This is a genomic window from Bacillus cereus group sp. BfR-BA-01492 (assembly GCF_022662815.1).
GTDB classification, from domain to species: Bacteria; Bacillota; Bacilli; order Bacillales; family Bacillaceae_G; genus Bacillus_A; species Bacillus_A cereus_BD.
This window is the reverse complement of record NZ_JAKUEH010000009.1, coordinates 131,925-154,142: the sequence shown is the minus strand read 5'-3', so window position 1 is coordinate 154,142 and position 22,218 is coordinate 131,925. Positions and strand designations below refer to the sequence as shown.

Genomic DNA, 22,218 nt, shown 5'->3' with positions numbered 1-22,218 from the left:
TTGAATGAATGCTCATTCAATTTTTCGACATACGTCGCAATCAATGAGTGAGCCTCTACTAATAAATATATGATACTGTTTAAATTTTCGCAATATATTTAATGATAAAATTTTCTGAAATAAATATTTTTCTTTTATTCGGTTATGCTACAAATGCATAGTTTCTTTAATAGAATATGACAAAACGGGAGGAATATATATGGCAAAGTTAAAGAAAGATCCTTCAAAAGCTGGCGTAAGCGCAGCAAGTGTAACAGGAAATGCCGGCCCTACTGATCGCGGTATTGAAAAAGGGCGCCAAGGTAACAATCAGCAATATAAAAAACATAACATGGGTGAAAAATAACGCTATATTTTTGGGCAGAAAACGTGGCATAATGAATATTGGCTGCTTTTTCTGCCCAATTTATTTGTAACAAAAGAGGGAAAGATGATGAAACGAACAATAATCATGATTGTAATGATTTCCACACTATTTATCGGCATGATTTTCTTTTCTTATGCACAAAGGCAAAAAAATATAAGAGCTGATCAACCTCCTATTACAGGAAAATACGGCATTACAATCGACGCAGATACTGGTGAAATTTTATATGGAAAACGAGAACATGAACGTTCTTATCCCGCTAGTATCGCAAAAATCATGACAACTATTCTGTTGTTAGAGAATGTAAAAAAAGATGAAGAGATTACAATTACAGAAAATGCAATTAAAACGGAAAGTCAAAGTAAGAAGATTAAGCTGCACGCTGGTGAAAAGTTAAAACGAGATGAAGCATTAAAACTTATGCTTATCATTAGTGCAGATCCTGTTTCTGAATCTATTGCTGAACATATTGCGGGGTCAAAAGAAGAGTTCGTTAAAATGATGAATACAAGAGCGAAAGAACTCGGAACAAAACATGCAACTTTTAAAAATGCAAGCGGTGCCGATACACTTGGTAATAAAGTATCACCTTACGATATTGCCATCCTTACAAAAGAAGCATTGAAATATCCAATTGTTTTACAATATATGAATTCAACGCGTACAACACTACATACTTCAGAACGTACTGTGAAACTAGCGAACTATGGCCGAGAAGAATTATATGATGATCCATATGCAATTGGAAGTAAAAGTGGCTTGTCTGCTTTAGGAAAATATACGGTCGTAACTGTTGATGAAAAAGAAGGAAAACGTGTTATTACCGTTGTTCTTTCTTCTACTCGTCATGAGCTATATCCCGATACAAAAAAGATGGCACATTATGCACTGGAACAATTAAAATAACCCAGGAGATTTTTTCTCCCTGGGTTATTTTTTCATAATTCCTTTTAAAACGAACGCAACATTTGCTGGACGCTCTGCGAGACGACGCATAAAATAACCATACCAGTCATTTCCATACGGTACATAAACGCGCATTTTGTATCCTTCTTTCACAAGCTCTAGTTGACGTTCTGTACGAATTCCATATAGCATTTGAAATTCAAATTGATCACGTGAAATATTATGTTCTTTCACAAGTTCCTTTGTATATTCAATAATTGCGTCATCATGCGAAGCAATTGCAGTATAATTTCCATTTAATAAGTGCATTTTAATAATTTTTTTATAGTTCTCATCTACATCTTTCTTTTCTGGGAATGCAACCTCTGGTGATTCCTTATAAGCTCCTTTTACAAGACGTAAGTTCGGACTATACGCATTTAAATCTTCAATGTCTTTTTCTGTACGATATAAGTACGCTTGAATTACAGTCCCAATATTATCGTACTCAGATTTTAATTGCTTAAAGACCTCAATTGTTTTCCCACAACGTGAATAGTCTTCCATATCAATCGTAACAAATACACCATTTTCTTTTGCTGCCTCTAAAATACGGCGCATATTATTCATTACGAGATCATCCGAGATATCTAATCCCATAGAAGTCATTTTTAAAGAAAGCTGGGAATCAAGCTTTTCACGCCCAATTGCGCGAATTGCTTCAATTGATTGATTTGCCATTTCATTCGCTTCTGCCTCATTATCAACGAATTCACCTAAATAGTCGATTGTTACGCAAAGCCCTTGTTTGTTTAACTTTTTAATAGTAGCTGCTGCTAAATCGATTGTCTCTCCCGCGACAAAGCGACCTGCTCCAAAGCGTAAACCATACTTTTTAGCAAGTTTTGTTAGCGCTTTATTTTTTGACAAGAAAAGAAACGAATTTCGCATTAATTGTTCCATGTAATTCACCCCTATGACTGTACTTTGTCTGTTTTTTTACCCCTCTTCTAAATTATATCATTGTTTGAAATTATTTGATACAAATAATTATTTAGATAATTACTAATATACTATAAAAATGTTAAAAACCCTATATTCTCGCTTTTAAATATCCCCCGAAATTTTTCGACATTTAAAAAAAAACTAGGAAAATAGGTAGATTTACGGTAGTTTATTGCGTTGAAAGGATGAGGATATCATATAGGTTATCAGTTATCGTTAAATAACAATTCCACCCAAATCTTTTCCTCCATTCCAAAGTCTTCATACAAAATGCGCCAAGGGAAGTTGTATTTGAATAAGTCCAAAATATAGGATTTTACTCAAATACTGCAAAAAAATAGTTCCGATACAATATCGAAACTATCTTTTAGATGCTTAATTATTTTACTAAACTGTCCATTTTAGAAGGTACAGTTCAAAAAGGGCCCATATATGTATTAAGGTTGGTTCTTTCACTATTTCAAAAACATTTATAGCTTAAAAGAAGCAACATTTTTCTTCAACTTCTTTTTTAAATCATTTTTGAAACACTAAATGCTGTTTCATTTATAAAACCAAGGAGCTATACACTAGAAATATCTTTATAATTCAAAAAGATCGTATACTTCGCAAAAATATTACCAGAATCTACTGGAAATAATACTCACTCTAAAGTTTGTTCCCTCTTAAAATAGCTTTTTTATAAAAAAATAAATGATAGATAGTAGGAAACAGGTGCCTATTGTACCCAAAGCTACAATTGAAATTTTACCTGCTAATGTTTCATTCGGGTCTAATACACTTGGTAAAACTGTACCCAAAATTGCAATACAAGCTAATATAACCATAATATATTTTAAATTTTTGGCTTTCTTATTCATACTATTTATCCCCTTTATTCCTTAATAGTACGTGCTACTTTTCTCTCAGTTCCTAATTTACTCCCTCCAATATTCTCTCATTCTATGTTAGCTTGGACGACTGTAAAACCAGCCTTAGGTCCATAAATTTGTTCCCTCTTTCCTTTATCTTTTACATCAAATTTATCATAAGTACGAGAACTTACAAACCCTTCCAATTCAAATGTAAGATAGAAAATAATAAAAACCACCCTATGAGTAGTTTTTATTACTTTTGACTACGATGTTCTTCATTTACCTTCTTAATATCAGCAATTAATGTTACCATCTCTTCTTTTGCCTCTGGATACGTTTCATTCCAATGCTTCACTAGAGCCGGCATTGTTTTAGCAATGTATGAGTACAGTGCCCATTTTTTCACTTGTTCTTTTCTCTCTTCGCTACTTTCCCCCAGCAGTAATTCTGTATACTTTTCAAGTAAGCCATCAAATTGCTCATTAAACTTCTCGTTCATCTCTTTTCCTCCTTCTCATACTTTAAACTCTTCTCTTGGCGCTTAATCTTCCCTACATATAAAAAAAGTAGCGAAACCCGCTACTTTTTTCTATAATTTTGATCGAACAGAGTTTAATTTCTTCTCCATTGTACTTTCTTTATCGCGACGGTCATCAATACGAATTGTTGTTGCAACACGCTGTGCACCTTTCGTATATGGCACTTCATGCATTTGTTGAATGACTTCTAAAATGACAGGAAGATCTCCTTCAATTACTGTATTCATTGGTGTCAATTGATACTTCACGCGATCTGCATTTTTTGCTAATACTTTCTGTACTTCTGCTACGTATTCACTTACACTTGGATCCCCTGTTCCAACTGGAATGATGGATACATCAACAATTGCCATGATCATTTTCCTCCTAATAAAATATATATTTATATTTTTTTATTGTACCGAAATATATCTTTATTTACTAATCTTTCGCTTATTCTTCTACTTTAAACTGTGTTACTAATTTTTCTAAACCTTTCATTTCCTCGCCTAACATTCGCATCGTATCGGATACTTTTTCTAAATGAGCCACTTGCGATTCAGTAGATGCATTTACCTCCTCAGAAACTGCGGCACTTTCTTGACTTGTCCCTGCAATTGTTTGCATAACTTCTGTAATTTCTTCTTGCTCATCCCCTATATTTTTTACCTCCTTAACAATTTTTTCAACCGAAGTAATAATCGTATCTACTACGGACATAATGATACGGAACTCTGTTTCTGCTTCTTCTGTAACTTTATTTTGTATATCTGCAATGTCTTTCAATTTACTTACAACTTCTACAACACGCGCAACTTCTAACTGGACATCTCTTATCATCATAGCGATTTCCTCTGTTGCTCCTTTTGATTGTTCCGCTAACTTTCTCACCTCTTCTGCGACTACTGCAAATCCTTTTCCTTGTTCGCCTGCTCTCGCCGCTTCAATCGATGCATTTAAAGCAAGTAAATTTGTTTGATCCGAAATTTCTTTAATGATTTCTACTACATTTTGAATAGATTGTACTCTCCGCTCTAGTTTACAAGAGGCTTCTTCTGTACCACCCACAATAGATGATGATTGTCCTCTTGCGTGAACTAAATGATGCATCGTATCAAGTCCTTGTTTAGATGCTTGTTCTGCCTTATTTGTTACTTCCTTAATCGCTTCTACTGATTCAATCATTTGTTCCACCGAATCATTCATATTTCCAAGTTGAGTGGAAACTTCCTCTACACCATTTGCGAGTGTTGATGCTCCGCCTGTTACATCTTCCATCGCCCCGGAAACTTCTTTACTTGCAGCAACAGTTTCATTCGTTAAATAACGAAGATGATGCGTAGATTGTTGAACGGTCTGTACATTATGTTTAATGCTACTTACCATTTCATTCATCTGCTCAACCATACGATTAAAATGAGTGGTAAGCGTTCCTACCTCATCTTTACTCATCACTTCCATTTTCAATGTTAAATCACCTTCAGCTACTCGTTGGACATGCTTTGTTAATAACTGCAAAGGTCTTGCTAATTTTCTTGCGAATAAAAAAGATACAGTAATCGCAACCAATAAACTCATACATGTCATCCCAATTACTGTATTACGTGTTTCAGATAATACACGATTAATTGTTTCTTTAGGATAGACGATTCCTATTTTCCATTTCATCTTATCAAATGATTGGCTATAAGCTACTATCTCGTTTCCTTCTAATTGAGATTCAGCAAATTTCGTTGTATCTTTTTTCAAACTTTGGATAAGCGGCTCTTTTGAAACATCTTTTCCTACTTTTTTTGGATATACAAGCGCAATGTTTTTATCGTTAATGATGAACATTTCCCCAGCATAATTATATTGAATATTGTGTAGTAATTTTTGAATCGTTCCCAGCGATACATCCATCGCTACAACCCCTAATACAGAACCATCCTCACCAATAATCGCTTTTGAAACCCCAATACTTAATTTACCTGTTGCAATCTCATATAAGGGCTGCCCCCAATGAATTGATTTCGTATCTGCTTCAGCATTTTTGTACCACGGTCTAGAAGTTGGATCATATCCCTCTGGTAATGTTCCTCCCCCAGCAAGATTTGCGCTTAACGTTCTCTTATCTTTCGTCCCAATATATAAATCTAAAATATCTGGATGATTCTTTTTGAATTGTAAAAACTCTTTTAAGATAGCATCCTCACTTTCTGGAGTTAGACCACTTTGCAACGCTCCTTGCACTAAGCTATTTGTTCCATAATGCCCTATATCTTCTTCAATTCCTTGTATAAATGTATGAAGTTGCTCAGTGACAAGATCCATTGTATTTTGAGAATATTGATTGAGTGTATCTTGCGCGCTCTCTTGCTGTAATTGATATACAGTTGTCCCTAAAATTGCAAACAGCATCGTAATAAGCACTGAAAACACGACTGTAATTTTCAAACGTAAACTTCTCCACATTCCTTTGAAACATCCCCTTCTCGATGAAATTCAATTATATCAATCGATATATTAAGTATAATAGATAATGAGAAAACCTCAATCTATATAATTTCAAAAATTTATACTTATTTGTATATATTTCACTATACCCTCTAGAAGAGATTGTTTAAGAGTACTTGTCTAAATACAAATCGTTCTTTATTCTTAATATAGAATCTAATTTGTTCGGGAGGCATTATGTTACAAAAATTTGGTTTCTCACAATATGAAAGTCAAGCTTATGAAGTCGTAGTCTCAAGCAATGAACCATTAGATGCAACAACAATTGTCAAACATTCCGGTGTTCCAAAAGCAAAGATATATGAAATATTAGCACGCCTAATCGATAAAGGAATGGTAATGGATTCCGTTTCAGAAAAGAAAAAGCTATATACAGCATTACCACTCAAGCTCGCGATTGAAAAACTAACAGCAGAATTCCAAACGAATATTAAAGAGCTTGAAACAAATATTTCAAAAAAATCATTTATAGATGACCGTGTTTGGAGCTTAAAAATGCAGTCTTCTATTCAAGTGCAAAGTAAACAGATAATTGAAGATGCAAAAAAATCTATCCGTATTTCTGCTTGGAATGACACCTTCTTAGAATATCTTCCATTACTGGAGCAGAAGGCGGAACAAGGTGTTGAGATTGAAGGCCTTATAGTAGGAAAAGCTGAAACAGAACTAAAGAACATTCATTTTCTCATCCCAACAGAAGAGCCAAATGCATTAGAGCGTTATTTACTCCTTATCGTTGATGATCATGAAATTTTATTTGCTGGTGTCGAACAAGAATCTTGGCAAGCAATGAAAACAATGTCTCAGCCATTTGTAAAATTCTTTACTGAATTTTTCTATCATGATGTGGCACTCGCTAAAATTACCCAAAAACATCATGAACTCTTTATGAATGATGAGGAAATTCGAAGCATTTTAATGAAGTTGAGGTATTAAACATATGAAAAGGAATGCTTGTACACATAATAAAGCATTCCTTTTTTCATTATAAGAAAATGAAAATATCCTTATCTTTTTAAATAATAGATAATAAGTTTGCTTCAATGATATATCTATCCGGAGTATTACCAATATATTCAAATGGATAACAAGTTGTTAATGTTAAAACCATCCCTTCTCCTATTGAAACTTTTTTACGTCACTTACAATGAAATTAAATTTTCTTCTAAATCCGCTTATTCATTACAAAACTACTCTATGCGATTATATAAACGATCAAATGAGAAATAGCAAAGGCTAGGCTCCCTTTGCTATTTCTCATTCTGCCTCTTTATTTCATTTAACAACGCAATAATCCTTTCATTTTGCTCAACTTGCTTCTCCGAATTATGATAAAGAAAACGAATCCATCTAAATACAAATATAGCGATAAATAACAGTAATACTGTGAAGAAAAAACCGATAATGGAATCATCCATATTTTTCACCTCAATAATTAATACCCTTCTATAACACCGTAGTAAAACCTCTATTTCTTCCAAAATAAAAAAGAATCTATCACACGATAGATTCCTTTTTAGCTACATGAGTAGATTGGTCTCTCGTAATTGAGAAGATTGCACATAGCAATGCTAAGATGATAAATCCACCACCCACCCAAGCGTTATACATAACAGATGACTTTTCAATAACAATGCCACCTACTGTTGAACCGAGCGCAATCCCTAAATGAAGCGCTGAATTATTTAAACTTTGCTGGATACCAGCTGATTGTGGTGCAATTTCAATTAAATAACTTTGCTGAGCTGGAGAAATTGCCCAGCTTAACATACTCCATAGTCCCATTACCGTAATAAATAGCGGGAAAGAGAAGGCCATCATCGGTAAGATAAAGAGAGCACATGCAAAGACGATAATAATAGAAATGATACTTTTCTTTGATCCCCACTTATCTGCAAGCCAGCCGCCAAATCCACCACCAATAACTGCTGCAATACCAAAAATAAAGTAAAACAAACTAATCCAGTTTGCTTCAACATGCATAATATCTTTTAAAAACGGTGTTAAATATGCATACAGTGTTAAATGTCCTGTTAAAAATAGGAATGACGTTAACTGTGCACTTACAATTTTTTTGTTTTTCAAGGTAGCAATTTGCTCTTTTATAGATAAAACAGCTACTGGAGGAACTTTTGTTAAGAACAGAGAAATGCTTACAATTGCAATAACTGTTAGCACTGAAATCAATACAAAGGGTGCCCTCCAACCATATGCATTTCCGAGAACAAGACCTAATGGTACGCCGAGAACGAGCGATCCGCTAATCCCCATAAAAATGATTCCAATTGCTCGCGCACGAAAATGTGGTTCTACTACACTAGATGCTAATGTGACAGATAATGCAATAATCAGTGATCCACTTGCCGCACAAATGACCCTTGAAAACATTAACATTCCATAATTTATACTTAAAGATGAAATAAGATTCCCAATTAAGAAAATAGATAATGACCCGATGTATAGTGTTTTTCGCTCAATCTTCCCCGTCATCGCTAATAACAAAGGCCCTGAAAGAGCAAAGACAATAGAAAAAATAGTAATCAGTTGCCCTGCTGCACGAATGGAGACACCTAAATCATTCGCAACTAAGTCGAGTGTTCCTCCAATTATTAATTCAACCGTTCCGACTACAAATGCTGCAATCGCTAAAATATATACTCGAAAATTCAATTTTCCCCCTCACTTTCTTTCGTCTCCTATAAAGTTACCACAATAATAGTAACCAAAATAAAAGAAGCAAGCAAGAGAAGATTCCTTATCTTTTAAGAGAAAATTTTTCACAAAAAAGAAGCAAGCGATTCCTTCACTTGCTTCTGTAAGATTATATTTCTTTTTTCTTATTTAAATACCAATAAACAGGAAGTCCTGTCACGACGATTCCAATTGACAAAAAACAACTTATAGGATCATTCATAATCGCACTGCCAATTACAAATAACGACCCGAAAATAGCAACAATCGGTACAATTGGAAATAACGGTACACTATAAGCACGTTCTTTTCCTTCATTACGTTTTCGTAAAATAAAAACTCCAATAAATGTCATCACATAAAAAATATAAATAATAAATACGGAAATCTCCGATAATTTATTTGGATCACTTATAATCATTAAAATAATCCCTAAAATAATTTCAAACGTAATTGCATTAGCTGGTGTTTTAAACTTTTCATTTTCTTTCGCGATAAATTTCGAAAACGGAAGCTGTCCACGTTCAGCCATGGACATTGGAATACGCGGAAATGTTAAAATCTTTCCGTTCAAACATCCAAAAATGGAAACAATAATACCGATACTAATAATTTTTCCGCCATATTCTCCTAACAACATCCCAGCAGCTGTTGCAGTCGCGTTTTCACCAAGATTTACAATTTGCATAGCTGGCAATACTTTTAATAAAGCCAAATTAATTAATACATAAGCAAATGTTACAATTAATATCCCTAACGTCATCGCCTTTGGTAATAACTTTGTTGGATTCTTCATTTCACCGCCAATAGAAGCAAGCAAGATCCATCCATCATAAGCAAATAAAGTTGCTAAAATCGCCATACCAATACTTTGATTTTCCGATAATGGCACAACTACATTAAAAATATCACTATTCCCTTTCCAAAAACCTAACAAAACAATTAATACGACGGGAATCAGTTTCCCCACCGTTGTAACCGTTTGAACAATGCCTCCATACTTTGTTCCAACACTATTTACAGCGCCAAGGAATATGACTGTACCAATTGCAATTGGTAAATTCCACGATGTATCTAAATAAAAGAAGTTAATGATTAAAGAACTAAAGTACAAACCTAACGTTCCAATAATAGCTGGTCCATATACAATTGTTTGCATCCATCCCGATAAATACCCTAAGAAACTCCCATAAATTTCTTCTAAATATGTATACAACCCACCATTTTTTGGAATTTGCGCTCCAATTTCAGCTACCGTTAAACCACTAGCTAAAGTTAATAAACCTCCAATGACCCAAGCAGCAATCGCCATATTGGAACTACCGGTATAATCCAATACACTCCCTGGTTTCATAAATACACCAGAACCAATAATTGTTCCAACAACGATGGATAACGCCACCGTTAATCCAATTTTGTTCTTCTCATCATGATGCATATTATGTATCCTCCTTCCAATTCTAGTGTGATGCAAAATGAAATAAAAAACACTCCTCCCTCAAAAAGGGACGAGTGTTTTATTCGTGGTTCCACCCTTGTTTAATTAGCAAAGCGATACACTTCACCAACTTCTCAAGTTTCCATAACGGCTTTCACCGGCAAGCAATTACTCACTGATTCATTGCTGCAGTTCAGAGGTGGTAATTCATTCTTTCGTATTAGGAAGCTTACAGCCTAAGGCCTCCCTCTCTGAGAATCGTAAAAAATAAATCATGTCCTCATCATCACTTCTTGATGTCGAATTTTGTAGTTACTGTTCATTATATTGGATTTTTCAAAAAAATCAATAATATTACTGATATAATATATAAAAATATCTCTTCTTATAGTATAACAAAAGCTATCCTATTTTTCGAATCTCCATAAAACAGTATGTTATCTATTCCTTGTATTACTACATAGTAAATATCTCGATTATAGAGGCCGAAGTAAACAAAAAAACAAGTTCAACAAATCAATGCCATTCATTTTTAAGCACTTTCTCCTATACTTTTTATTTCATCGCCATAGAGAGATACTAGCTGTACAATACAAAAGCGCCGCTCTCAATTAGAGCGGCGTTTTCCTCTAGGCGCTTTGTAGTTGGCCTTGTTCACGTTCTATGAATTTTCTTAATATCATTGTTTGCATCATTGTAAAGGTATTCCCAGTAACCCAGTACAACACAAGCCCTGATGGTGCAGCAAATCCCATAAATAAGATCAATGCCGGCATCATAAACTGCTGAATTTTGAGCATTTGAACTTGGTCTTTAGGTGTCACACTGGATTGCATCACCTTCATTTGAACAAATGTTGTGAACGCTGCAAGAATCGGTAATATATAGTACGGATCTGCATGTCCTAAATTGACCCATAAAAACGAAGAGGTACGAATCTCTTCTGTGCGGCTAATCGCATAATATAGCGCCGAAAAAATAGGCAATTGAATCAAGAGTGGCCAGCACCCAGCTAGTGGATTCCAACCGCCTGATTTCATTAGTTCTGACATTTCTTTTTGATACTCTTTTTGTTTTTCAATATCCTTGCTTACATCACCATATTTGTCCTTCAACTTTTGAAGCTTAGGTTGCATTTGTTTCATTTTCATTTGACTGCGATATTGCGAAATAGCTAATGGAATCATTGCGAAGCGAACCAAAAGCGTAATAAAAATAATCGCAATCCCAAAACTCCCGCCAGCTATATGGTTATGGGCAAATTGAAGCATAAGTGAAATGGGATAAACAAAATAGTGATCCCAAATTCCAGTACTGTTTGCATCAATAGGACTTGCATGACTGCAACCAGATAAAACAAAAACAAGTAACAATGATAAACGAATGAGCACAGCTCGATATGATTTTAACATGTTCATTCCTCCAATGTTTCGTAATGAATTAGCGAAACATTGGTGTATACGGACCAGCTTCCTCACTCTCATCGCTTGATTCCTGTCTACGAACAGAATGAACCATTCCGTATTTATAAAAAATAGAAAAAAACAGAAAATGATCTATACTCTCCTCACATGTATCAACAAATGCAGAAGCCCTTTGTCTACTGCTCGATGCTTGTTGACGTACAAAACGAGAAATATTAGTGAGGAGAAAAACTTCTAATAAACATAATGCTGTCGTTACAACAGATATATATAAAGCAATATCTTGCAATAAAAAGTCCATCGCTTCACATCCTTAGTAACGTCATTTTAGCACATTCAACAAATATTCTCTATTTCCTTATAATTTCAAAACAAGTTTTGTATATTCCCTCACAAAAATAGTCTAAAACATCATTGTATTCGCTTTCTTTAGTATATTCACACATGCAATTGAATAGGTTGTTTTTTTAGAAATTTATAAAATTTTTGTATTATACTAAAACGGTTGCCAGTTTCTGAAAAAAGCTTTATTCTCTTCTTGTAATCAAAAATGAATATGGAGATGAAACATACTATGGGTCAATTAGGAGACGCCGATTACGTTCCCGATACCGCCTTTTTATCCTTCCCAGCGGCTAAAACATTTCACTTAGAATTTATCATACAATTGATTGTTATTTTTGTAGCTTCTATCTTGTATGCAATTTCGATGAATATGTTTTTTATCCCGCACAATATGATTAGCGGTGGATTTGCTGGAGTAGGGATGATTATTGGTTATTTAATGCACTACAATATTGGTGCACTTATCTTTCTACTCAATGTCCCACTTCTTATTTTAAGTCATTTTTACTTAGGTAAGAAAACAACCTTTTTAACAGCTTATTTCGTAGCAGTATCGTCGATCGCTATGAACATTATTCCAGTGCATCAAGTATCAGAAGATATTTTGCTTTCTTCTGTATTTGGCGGAGTCCTCTGCGGAGCTGCAACGGGAATTATTTTCCGATTCGCTTCTTCAACTGGTGGATTTGATATTGTTGGGTTGATTGTAGCGAAATATAAAGATATCTCAATTGGAGCTATCATTTTCGTGTTCAACCTCGTTCTACTTGTTGTTGCTGGCTTTATTTTCGGTTGGGATATTACATTGTATACGTTGATTAGCCGTTTTGTTGTCAGCAAAGTAATTGATGCTGTGCATACGAAACATATCAAATTAACAATTATGACAATTACAGAAAAAGGCGAAGAAATCAAAAGCTCACTACTGCATCATGGCATCCGTGGTGTAACAATGGTAGACGCTGTCGGCGGCTATACCAACCATAAGAAGAAAATCATTTACACTGTCGTAACTCGCTATGAGTTAGGAGAAATCAAACGCATTATTCGTCACGTAGACAATCATGCATTTATGAATATTACTGAAACTGTCGAAATCGTTGGCCGTTTCAAGCGCATATAAGAAACCGCAAGGAATTTACTTTCCTTGCGGTTTTATTTTATTATCACTTATCGTAAAATCAGATAATTCTATTATTATAAGCGAAAATATGTTATAATATAGTGAGCAAGATTTACAAAAAGAATGTATAGACTTGGGAGTTTCTCTTACTTTTATAAGCAAAACGAAACGAGAAGTCAGGTATATTTCAAATACAACTTTGCAAAATAACTATTATTTACACACCTTATCGAATCATCTTAGTTATTCTTCATTATTCTTTTTTGAAAAGAACTTCTTTCTATTATACCTACCTTGTTGACTTCCAAATCATCTTATTACATAAGGAGATGAATATATGAATCAATATATACGATATACAATAGCTGTCTTGTTTGCGATGATCGGCGCTGCCATTTGCTTTTGGACAAACATTCAGCTTGGAGAACATATCATTTTTAATGGAATAGAATCGCTTGTAAGCGCTGCAATATTAGGCGGATATATTTACTTCCTCTTCAATCCAGAAGAAAACGCCCAAAAAACAATGCTACTAACAATGATTGGAATTGTAGGGGGCTGTATCTCCTACTCCATGACAAACTATACATTACCACTTCAATTAAGCTCTGCTTTCTTCCACGGTCTTTGGACTTGGTTTATCGCATTTTGCTTAGCGGATGTGTTTAACCTATTACAAGACCCTCCTGAAGGAATCGAGAGCAATTCTTAAGCTGGAAGATTCCTCTTCCAGCTTTTTGTTTTTTCCCTTTTCATAAAAATATATCGGCGCAACTTGAAATATATCGGCGATTCTTCTCCATTTATCGGCGCAAATCGTATTTTATCGGCGATTCGACATAGAATATCGATTTACCAACAAATTACGACAAAGGATAGGTAGAGCATGATTGCTACTGCTCACCTATCCTTATTTATCCTCTATACGGGGGATTTCAGAAATATCTTGCCTTTTCTAAGTTTTAACATGGAATGGTCCTCACATTAATTTTCATTTTGAACAAATACACGTTTCAATTGCTTACGGAAACGAATACATAAGGTAATTGCTACAATCAAAGCAATCACAAAAATGATCTTCCCACTATGTTGTCCCAGTGCACCAAAGATATCATGTAAATTTCCACCTAACCAATAGCCACCAATTAAAAAGAACATTACCCAGAATAAAGCACCTGAATAAATTGTAATTGCAAAGCGACGAAATGGTAGATTAATAATTCCTCCAAAATATCCGGTAAAGTGACGTACACCTGGGATAAAGAAGCCAATAAAGATTAAGAAATATCCATACTTATCAAACCACATTCTCGTTAAATCAATTTTTCTTTGTGTTAAAAAGACATACTTTCCATACTTTTGTACAAAAGGCATCCCAAGCTTATTTCCTAAAAAGTATTGAATCGTCATTCCAATACTCGTCCCAATAAATGATAAAGTAATTAACACGAATAAGTTTAAATCTCCTGTATGTGCTAAATATCCTGCATAAGCTAATGTCGGCTCTCCTGGAAATGGAAGAGCAATATATTCTAATAGTAATCCAACAAGTACAACATAGTAGCCATATTGCTGAAATAACTCATGAATCCATTCCATGTCATCTCTCCTTTTCTAATCCTATCAACAGGAATCACGTACTCATTGTTACTATTATTGTATAAAAAAATTGTCGAAATAACTATCATAACAGCTTACATTTTTATTACATTTTTGTAAGATATACATCAACTTATTTCCACGAATTCCATTCTATATATTTCCAAATCACATCCGCGCTAACTTAAATCGCATCCATTTGTTCTATATAAAAAACTATTTCAAAAAATACACGTTCTTATAAACACTTCATTTACAAGACTTTATCCATTTTTATATAAATACCCTTTCTATTTTTTAAAAAAACGTTCTATATAAAAAACCATATTAAACTCATCTCAACTTCATATTAGCTTCATATACATATTGTAAAATTATATCGGAATTTGTTGAAAAGTATAACTAGTGAATGTGCAATATATTAAATTGAATAAATATAAATAATTCCAAAAAAAGGAGCAAAGGAGAATAGAAATGGAAGCGTATAACATGCACAATTTTATCAATACAGAAATTGAATCTCAGCCGCATGAAACAACTTTCAATCTACACATATGCGAAGCAAATGAATTTGATGTAAATTTAACAAAATCAACAACATTATCCTTTATTGTTACAAAAAGAAATATCAAAATTATTACTAGAAAGTGGATCAATTCTCGGCAAGAAAGTATGATTGGTAAAAGTTATATTATTCCAACTCAAGCATTTCACTATCTTCTACCTATTATTTGTGAAAATGAAGAAGAAATGATTATTCAAGTACAAAGCTTTGGCACAAGCGGTGAACTTCTACTTAACGAGAGATTGCTAATCAATAAAAATAACCGCAAGAATAGTACGAAAATCACTACCTTTTTTGAAGCTTTAAATGAGAATATTATTCAAACGTTACGTACTTTCCAAATTCAATGTATGTAGTACAGTCATAAATAATTTATCCGTACTTATTATTTTAACTGATAAAATGAGCAAGAGGAGTATAATGATGAAGAAGTTATTATTAGTTGTGTTATCTATATCGGTTTGGGCATTTCCTTTCAAAACTACTGAAGTAAAAGCAGCTTCACCATCTCAACAACTAATTGTTAACACGAATACACATAAGATGGCATTCTATCAAAATGGAGTATTAATAAGAAGCTTTACTGTCGCTACTGGAAAATCGACAACACCTACTCCAACAGGGTCTTTTATTATTGTTAACAAAATTAAAAATCGTCCTTACTATACTGGCCATATTAAAGGTGGCGATCCACGTAACCCGCTCGGTGATCGTTGGCTCGGATTAAATATGGCAGGCACATGGGGAACAACATATGCGATCCATGGAACAAATAACAATCAAGCCATCGGTAAATCTACAACGCTTGGTTGCATTCGTATGTATAATAACGATATTCATTGGTTATTTGAACAAATTCATGAAAAAGCCACTGTCATTGTAAAAAACTAGTTTATATACTGAAACAAGAGAAAACCCTTGTATTAGCCAAGAACTTATCTTGGCTTCTTTTATTTCCTTTATTTCTTTGTTTACAGTAGCAAAGCAGTTGTCTTTACATATATAATAAAAATAACTTTATTAAAAAAGGCTATTAACATTTATAAAAACAAATATTAAAATTATACAGTTGTATTGTTTCATAAATTTCCTATTACATACTATAATAGAATTATCGTGAATGAATTTTTTAACCCCATATATCTTCCCACATATTACATACTTTCACTGTACTGTAATAGCGGAGGGCTTATTATGTATACGAGCAATAGAAATTGATTATAAAGTGAACCTTTAATCAATGCGGGCTTCATCCCCACTGATTATGAGGCTTCGTCAATCGGCTTTTTACGGGTAGTTCACCTCTCACCTAACTTCTTGCTTTCACTAAGCCTTGAAGTGTGAGCCTTACTGCCCTAAAATAGCGGGATAAATGTTGCATTTGAATATTTTAGTAAAAAGCGTTATTTAGGAGGTGTTACTATGACGCATATACTAGTGATTGAAGATAATCCAGATATACAAGAGCTTATACGAGAATTTTTGACTGCACAAAATTATGAAGTTGATGTTGTAGGTGCAGGAACAGAAGGCATTCTTCTATTCCAAAAGAATTTATACGATCTTGTTCTGTTAGATGTAATGTTACCAGATATAGATGGATATAGTATTTGTAAAATTATCCGTGGTCAGTCAGACGTACCGATTATTATGCTGACAGGTCTACAAAATGAAGAAAATGAAATTAAAGGTTTTGAGCTAGGAGTCGATGATTACATTACAAAGCCTTTTCATTATGCCATTTTTATCAAACGAGTTGAAGCAGTATTGCGAAGAGCGGCTTCAACAGAGGTTGAAAATGCAAATATACTACAATTCCATGAACTGATGCTAAATTCCACTGCATATGCTGCATATGTAAATGGTGATCAAGTGGAACTTACAACAAAAGAGTTTGAAATTATATATACGTTATTACAAAACCGTGGGAAAGTATTATCAAGAAGTGATTTGTTAAATAAAGTATGGGGCTATGAACATTACGGTGATGTGAGGGTAATTGATACACATATTAAAAATTTAAGGAAAAAATTATGTATTCCTTATATTAAAACGGTGAAAGGCATTGGCTACAAAATCGACTCTTAAAAAAGGGAACATCACCAGAAATATTTTTATTAAAACCATGTTATTTTGTATCCTTTTATCACTATGTCTTTATCAAGTTATTTATTTTCTATTATCAAACTATGATAAAGAGCATCACAGGCATTCTATTCATTCAAAGGAATTACAGACAACGCAGGACGCGTTTTCGAATGCAAAGGATGTTCAAAATAAAAGCGAACAAAATAAAGCATTTTCCGGAAGTCTATCAAACCTTCCACCTTCTAGTGTAGATATTCAATCGCTCTATACTGCACTTAATCATGTTTTACATCATAATCAAGAGGCAAAAGAAAATGCGCAAAGCCCTTCTCATGTAAATAGTAAATATGTATCACCTTTACACTCTGAACAACAAGCTAGCCAAACTGCTAACTCAGATGCAACAAAACAAGAAGACAAATCAAAAGATGATATGAGCCTTGCAGAGGTATTCAAGCAGCTCGCTCCTCATATCGCGCTAACAATGTTGACCGTCTCACTCCTTGGCTCTTTCATTTATACAACATTAATAGCGAAACCATTTCAATATATGAGCGAAACATTGCGAGAAATTATGAATCTCGATTTTGCTGATAAACCATCTGCAAATACAAATGTGCAAAAAGAAAATTATGGTTTAGAAACTTTAGCTGTTGGAGCACAGCAAATTGTTAAAAGATTACATGAAACAAATAAAGATTTAAGAAACGAACTGAAAAGAGAACAAGAACTCGAGAGATCGCGTAAAGAATTTATGTCCATGCTGTCTCATGAATTAAAAACACCAATTACAGCTGTTATGGGGCAATTAGATGGGATGATTCACGGAATCGGCGCTTATAAAGATCGCGATAAATATTTAAAACGTTCTTATGAGATGATGCAGGATATTAACAATTTAACGGAAGAAATGTCGGAATTATCCAAAATACAAAATCCTCAGTTCAAACCGAATCTACAAATCATTTGCCTATCTAACATACTTGAAGATATTATGAAGAAGGTAGATTATTTTGTAAATGTAAAGCAATTAAATGTTCAATCTAATATCAAACCAGACGTACAAATTTTAGCTGACCATAAATTTATTCAAACAGCCATTTTTAATATTGTTTCAAATGCGATTAACTATACAATCGATCATCAACATGTATATATAAAACTTTATGAAAAGCCAAATGCTTATGCTTTAGAAGTATTAAATACAGGTACACAAATTGAAGAGGAAAAATTAGCTCATCTATTTGAACCGTTTTATCGTGCCAATCCTAGCAAACATGGTCTAGTACATGGAAGCGGTTTAGGCTTGTATATTGTAAAACAAATATTAGATAAGCACCAATTCCCTTACGGCATTCAAAATACGCCTCAAGGTGTAAAATGTTCGATTGTGTTTCCAAAAGCTTTGTAGCATCCCTTGACTCTACAATCGCTTCGAAACATAATAGAAAGAGAATTTCATATTCAAACTCATATGTCTTTATGAGAGGCGGAATTTTGCAGAGCTTTACTCTGTTTCGTTCGCCCGTTGTCCTAACTTGGACAACGGGCGTTTTTTTATTTAGAAAGGAGATTTTGTATGGAAAAATTTAAGTTTTCATTATTAGTTTTATTGGGAGCATGTAGTTACGGTGTACTTTCTACAATTTTCAAACTCGGTTTTATGAATGGTTTTTGCGCACACGAACTATTAGGTGGACAATATATATTTGGCTGGATTGGACTTTTACTTCTCGTCCTCTTCTTTTCACGTCATAAAATCTCAAAAAAACAAATATTTTCCTTACTAGCTGTCGGAACAACAATGAGCATGACTGGCATTTTTTACGCTATTTCAGTAGAAGAATTACCAGCTTCTATCGCCGTTGTATTACTCTTTCAATTTACATGGATTGGGGTAGTCATTGAAGCAATTGCTAACAAAGCATTTCCAAGTCGTGAAAAGGTAATTTCCATTATCATTTTATTTACTGGAACCTTATTTGCTGGTGGGGTATTTGAAGGTCTTGGTCAAACTTTCTCTACAAAGGGCATTATCTTTGGATTATCGGCCGCTCTTTCTTTTTCCTTATATATATTTGTAAGCGGACGTGTAGCAAATCATGTATCACCTTATACAAAAAGCTTTCTCATGACAACAAGTGCGACATTTATTATTTGTCTATTCTTCCCACCAGCCTTTTTAATCGATGGCACCTTACAAGCAGGATTGTGGAAATATGCTTTCTTCCTTGGATTTTTCGGGGTCATTGTACCAGTCATTTGTTTTTCAATCGGTGTTCCAAAAGTAGGAACCGGACTCGGTACCATTTTAGGAGCTGCTGAACTACCAACAGCAATCATCGCTTCTATCACACTTGTTCATGAAGTCGTGTCTCCACTTCAGTGGCTTGGCATCATTTTTATATTGATTGGTATTTTCACACCGCAGTTTCTTAAAACACGTTCATTCAATCAAAGTATGTAGAAAGGAAATTGAAAAACCTTGTTACTATATCATGCAAAAAAGGATCCTATCCCTTCACGGATAGGATCCTTTTTTGCATGCTTAACGCATATAAGTTGAGGTTGGAGATTACCATAATTCTGTAGAATAGGACACAAGGTATTTCAACATTTTGTCTCTGACTTTACGTAGTCAAAAGGGGTATGACTAACATAACGAAGAGTAATGTTTCAATCGACATTGATAACGATTATCAATATCAACTAATTAGAAGTATACATGATGTGTTCTAGAAATACAATAGTTTTTTATTTATATTTTTTACTATAGAAATGTAAACATTTTACGAACATTCCCATAAATTAGGTATTGAATCCCTATAATCTGCTATACTTGTACTAGAATATGAAGCACTTCTTCATTTAAAGTGTTTCAATTCTTTTTCATATATATCAATTAATTATAATAATCGGTTTTAAAGGTGGGGGAATTATGAAACAGATCGGAATTCGTAAAAAGCTTCTCTTCATGTTTTTAGGTATATGTTCTTTATTTAGTATTGCACTCATTATTATTCTTTCCTATGCAATAAGTGAGACGCACAAGGCTGAAACCTTAAAATCCGAAGTATCAAAACGAGCTATTATTTTAAAAGAGAGAGGAGATTGGTTTCAAGCACAAGTTGCTGGCCTGCAGGAATACTTACTATCTCATGATCAAAAAGGATTAGATAAATTTAATCGAGAAGGCAAAAAATTAGCAGATACACGCAAAGAAGTGACAAGTGATAAAAAACTGTCAGAAGGGATGAAAGAAGCTATTTTAATGGGGGGAAAATGGCGCAGTGTGATTGATAATGAAGTTCTTCCGCTTGCACGTGAAGGAAAATGGGAGGAGGCCTCCAAAATTGCAATAGAACAAACGGATTACGTCAATGATTTATTGGATCGCTTTACGAAATATGCAAATAAAGAAAAAGAAAAACAAAATCAATTAATTGAAGATATTCATACTTCATCCGAATTCATCCAATATATTATTTTCTTCTCGCTTATTGCATGTACGATTATTTCTATCTTATTAGCTTGGTGGTTCTCCGGCCAGCTTGTTAAACCGATCCAAAAAATTGATTCTAAATTAAAAGAATTAGCTTCTAAAGATGGTGATTTAACAGCAAGATTAGACGTAAATAGTAAAGATGAAATTGGCAACATCGCTCATTCTTTCAATCAAATGCTCGCAAATTTACAACATATTATTCAACAGGTACAACAAACATCTATGAACGTAAAAGAAGCATCGCTAAGCATGTATTCTAGCACCATTGCTTCTATGGATGCGTCTTCACAAATCCAAGATACAATGGTATCTCTTGATGATAGTATTCGTTCACAAGTTTCTAGTATAGAAGAAAGCTCCACTGCTATGGACGACATGTCGAAAAGCGTGCAGCGCATTGCGGAATCTGCTTCATCTGTCGCAGAATTAGCAATGACAACCGCTGAAAAAGCAGACGATGGTGGCAAAGTGATTGAAAAATCAATTTCACAAATGAATACAATACATGAAGCAGTCAATGCTACATCACAAGTTGTAGAACGCCTAATTACACATACAAAACATATTGATACAGCTGTACAATCCATTTCTAATATTGCGGAACAAACAAACTTATTAGCTTTAAATGCTTCCATTGAAGCTGCTCGTGCTGGGGAACAAGGAAAAGGATTTGCGGTTGTCGCAGATGAAGTTCGTAAACTGGCTGAACAATCTAAAACAGCAGCAACTGATATTAACCATTTATTACGTCAAATTCAAAATGATACACAAGCTGCAAATGATATGATGACACAAGGGCAGTCAGAAGCATCTCAAGGAATTACGGTCATTCGTACTGCTGGTTCTTCTTTTTCAGCAATTGTTAACCATATAAATGGCGTTTCTACACAAATGCAAGAAATGTCTGCTACTGCTGAAGAAATGGCTGCAAGTGCTGAAGAAATGAATGCATCCTTAAATAATATCGCCTCCATTTCAAATGAGGTGGCAGCTGATACAACCCAAACATCCAATTCAGCTGGCGAGCAAGTTCATGTAATGAAAGAAGTCGCTACAAAGTCATCCGAGATGAAAGCTACTGTAGAGGAACTTGAAGCACTTGTTGCACATTTTAAAACAACTTCATAATAGATTGAAAGAGAGACTTTTCATTTGTCTCTCTTTTTTATTATTTATCATTGATTTACATATATCTCGAAAAGAAATATCTTATGCTTTCCTCTTTGAATGACTGTCTGCTATAATTCCTAATGGAAAGAACGCTTTATTCCAAAAGATACGGAATAAAGCTTTTTAAATTCTTATATAAAAAAAT

Annotated in this window: 22 protein-coding genes, 1 pseudogene and 1 other annotated feature; of the genes and pseudogenes, 11 read left to right on the top strand and 12 right to left on the bottom strand. The window is 34.0% G+C overall.

Features of this window, described 5'->3' with window-relative positions:
- The first annotated feature begins 199 nt into the window (after nucleotides 1-199).
- A complete protein-coding gene (locus MR063_RS13300) occupies nucleotides 200-346 on the top strand; it encodes a YuzL family protein (protein WP_012096049.1) in 147 nt (48 codons plus the stop codon).
- Between the two features lie 87 nt (nucleotides 347-433).
- On the top strand, nucleotides 434-1,273 hold the full coding sequence (locus MR063_RS13295) for a D-alanyl-D-alanine carboxypeptidase family protein (RefSeq protein WP_242198418.1): 840 nt from the start codon (nucleotides 434-436) through the stop codon (nucleotides 1,271-1,273).
- 24 nt (nucleotides 1,274-1,297) lie between these two features.
- Here MR063_RS13295 and MR063_RS13290 read toward each other — a convergent pair whose 3' ends face one another.
- The 5 genes from MR063_RS13290 to MR063_RS22305 all read right to left on the bottom strand — a co-directional run bounded on the left by MR063_RS13290 (nucleotide 1,298) and on the right by MR063_RS22305 (nucleotide 6,083).
- Nucleotides 1,298-2,215: a proline dehydrogenase family protein gene (locus MR063_RS13290; protein ID WP_242143998.1), complete on the bottom strand. Its 918-nt coding sequence runs from the start codon at nucleotides 2,213-2,215 to the stop codon at nucleotides 1,298-1,300.
- A gap of 707 nt (nucleotides 2,216-2,922) precedes the next feature.
- Nucleotides 2,923-3,117 carry a hypothetical protein gene (locus MR063_RS13285; protein WP_242198416.1) on the bottom strand — a complete coding sequence of 65 codons (195 nt, stop codon included), beginning with the start codon at nucleotides 3,115-3,117 and terminating at the stop codon, nucleotides 2,923-2,925.
- Nucleotides 3,118-3,364: 247 nt separating this feature from the next.
- Entirely contained in the window at nucleotides 3,365-3,610 is a 246-nt protein-coding gene (locus MR063_RS13280) for a YusU family protein (protein ID WP_242198414.1), read from the bottom strand.
- A 90-nt stretch (nucleotides 3,611-3,700) separates the two neighbouring features.
- Nucleotides 3,701-4,003 (bottom strand): MTH1187 family thiamine-binding protein, encoded by a 303-nt coding sequence (locus MR063_RS13275; RefSeq protein ID WP_242198412.1) that lies wholly within the window; start codon nucleotides 4,001-4,003, stop codon nucleotides 3,701-3,703.
- A 79-nt stretch (nucleotides 4,004-4,082) separates the two neighbouring features.
- Nucleotides 4,083-6,083, bottom strand: a complete 2,001-nt coding sequence (locus tag MR063_RS22305) for a methyl-accepting chemotaxis protein (RefSeq protein WP_242198410.1) — start codon at nucleotides 6,081-6,083, stop codon at nucleotides 4,083-4,085.
- Nucleotides 6,084-6,302: 219 nt separating this feature from the next.
- Here MR063_RS22305 and MR063_RS13265 point away from each other — a divergent pair, with 219 nt between their 5' ends.
- Nucleotides 6,303-7,061, top strand: a complete 759-nt coding sequence (locus MR063_RS13265) for a TrmB family transcriptional regulator (RefSeq protein WP_242198408.1) — start codon at nucleotides 6,303-6,305, stop codon at nucleotides 7,059-7,061.
- Nucleotides 7,062-7,140: 79 nt separating this feature from the next.
- Here the strand turns inward: MR063_RS13265 and MR063_RS13260 are convergent.
- The 6 genes and pseudogenes from MR063_RS13260 to MR063_RS13235 all read right to left on the bottom strand — a co-directional run.
- Nucleotides 7,141-7,230: pseudogene (locus MR063_RS13260) on the bottom strand (class D sortase); the annotation flags it as partial.
- Nucleotides 7,231-7,375: 145 nt separating this feature from the next.
- A complete protein-coding gene (locus MR063_RS13255; protein ID WP_242198406.1) occupies nucleotides 7,376-7,543 on the bottom strand; it encodes a hypothetical protein in 168 nt (55 codons plus the stop codon).
- Nucleotides 7,544-7,622: 79 nt separating this feature from the next.
- Complete coding sequence (locus MR063_RS13250; protein ID WP_242143989.1) at nucleotides 7,623-8,795, bottom strand: MFS transporter; 1,173 nt, start codon at nucleotides 8,793-8,795, stop codon at nucleotides 7,623-7,625.
- Between the two features lie 151 nt (nucleotides 8,796-8,946).
- Entirely contained in the window at nucleotides 8,947-10,254 is a 1,308-nt protein-coding gene (locus tag MR063_RS13245; protein WP_242198404.1) for an APC family permease, read from the bottom strand.
- 63 nt (nucleotides 10,255-10,317) lie between these two features.
- Nucleotides 10,318-10,550, bottom strand: a binding site (T-box leader).
- Nucleotides 10,551-10,883: 333 nt separating this feature from the next.
- Nucleotides 10,884-11,666, bottom strand: a complete 783-nt coding sequence (locus MR063_RS13240) for a membrane protein insertase YidC (RefSeq protein WP_242198401.1) — start codon at nucleotides 11,664-11,666, stop codon at nucleotides 10,884-10,886.
- Nucleotides 11,667-11,694: 28 nt separating this feature from the next.
- Nucleotides 11,695-11,979 (bottom strand): hypothetical protein, encoded by a 285-nt coding sequence (locus MR063_RS13235; RefSeq protein WP_242198398.1) that lies wholly within the window; start codon nucleotides 11,977-11,979, stop codon nucleotides 11,695-11,697.
- Between the two features lie 273 nt (nucleotides 11,980-12,252).
- Here MR063_RS13235 and MR063_RS13230 point away from each other — a divergent pair, with 273 nt between their 5' ends.
- Both MR063_RS13230 and MR063_RS13225 read left to right on the top strand, forming a co-directional pair.
- Nucleotides 12,253-13,146, top strand: coding sequence for a YitT family protein (locus MR063_RS13230; RefSeq protein ID WP_242144091.1), 894 nt, complete (start codon nucleotides 12,253-12,255; stop codon nucleotides 13,144-13,146).
- Between the two features lie 337 nt (nucleotides 13,147-13,483).
- The gene (locus MR063_RS13225) at nucleotides 13,484-13,858 is read left to right on the top strand and encodes a DUF3938 domain-containing protein (RefSeq protein WP_242143985.1); all 375 of its coding nucleotides are present in this window, start codon (nucleotides 13,484-13,486) and stop codon (nucleotides 13,856-13,858) included.
- Between the two features lie 272 nt (nucleotides 13,859-14,130).
- Here the strand turns inward: MR063_RS13225 and MR063_RS13220 are convergent, their stop codons facing one another.
- Entirely contained in the window at nucleotides 14,131-14,745 is a 615-nt protein-coding gene (locus MR063_RS13220) for a DedA family protein (RefSeq protein ID WP_242198395.1), read from the bottom strand.
- Between the two features lie 474 nt (nucleotides 14,746-15,219).
- On the opposite strand from MR063_RS13220, the gene MR063_RS13215 reads away from it, so the two are divergent.
- The 6 genes from MR063_RS13215 (at nucleotide 15,220) to MR063_RS13190 (ending at nucleotide 22,031) form a co-directional block, all read left to right on the top strand.
- On the top strand, nucleotides 15,220-15,666 hold the full coding sequence (locus tag MR063_RS13215; protein WP_242143978.1) for a DUF3978 family protein: 447 nt from the start codon (nucleotides 15,220-15,222) through the stop codon (nucleotides 15,664-15,666).
- A gap of 67 nt (nucleotides 15,667-15,733) precedes the next feature.
- Nucleotides 15,734-16,201 carry a L,D-transpeptidase gene (locus tag MR063_RS13210; RefSeq protein WP_242198393.1) on the top strand — a complete coding sequence of 156 codons (468 nt, stop codon included), beginning with the start codon at nucleotides 15,734-15,736 and terminating at the stop codon, nucleotides 16,199-16,201.
- A 531-nt stretch (nucleotides 16,202-16,732) separates the two neighbouring features.
- Nucleotides 16,733-17,398 (top strand): response regulator transcription factor, encoded by a 666-nt coding sequence (locus MR063_RS13205; RefSeq protein WP_242143976.1) that lies wholly within the window; start codon nucleotides 16,733-16,735, stop codon nucleotides 17,396-17,398.
- A complete protein-coding gene (locus MR063_RS13200; RefSeq protein WP_242198390.1) occupies nucleotides 17,376-18,809 on the top strand; it encodes a sensor histidine kinase in 1,434 nt (477 codons plus the stop codon). Before MR063_RS13205 ends, MR063_RS13200 begins: the two co-directional genes overlap by 23 nt.
- A 168-nt stretch (nucleotides 18,810-18,977) precedes the next feature.
- On the top strand, nucleotides 18,978-19,865 hold the full coding sequence (locus MR063_RS13195; RefSeq protein WP_242198388.1) for an EamA family transporter: 888 nt from the start codon (nucleotides 18,978-18,980) through the stop codon (nucleotides 19,863-19,865).
- A gap of 471 nt (nucleotides 19,866-20,336) precedes the next feature.
- A complete protein-coding gene (locus MR063_RS13190) occupies nucleotides 20,337-22,031 on the top strand; it encodes a methyl-accepting chemotaxis protein (RefSeq protein WP_242198385.1) in 1,695 nt (564 codons plus the stop codon).
- The last annotated feature ends 187 nt before the right edge of the window (nucleotides 22,032-22,218 follow it).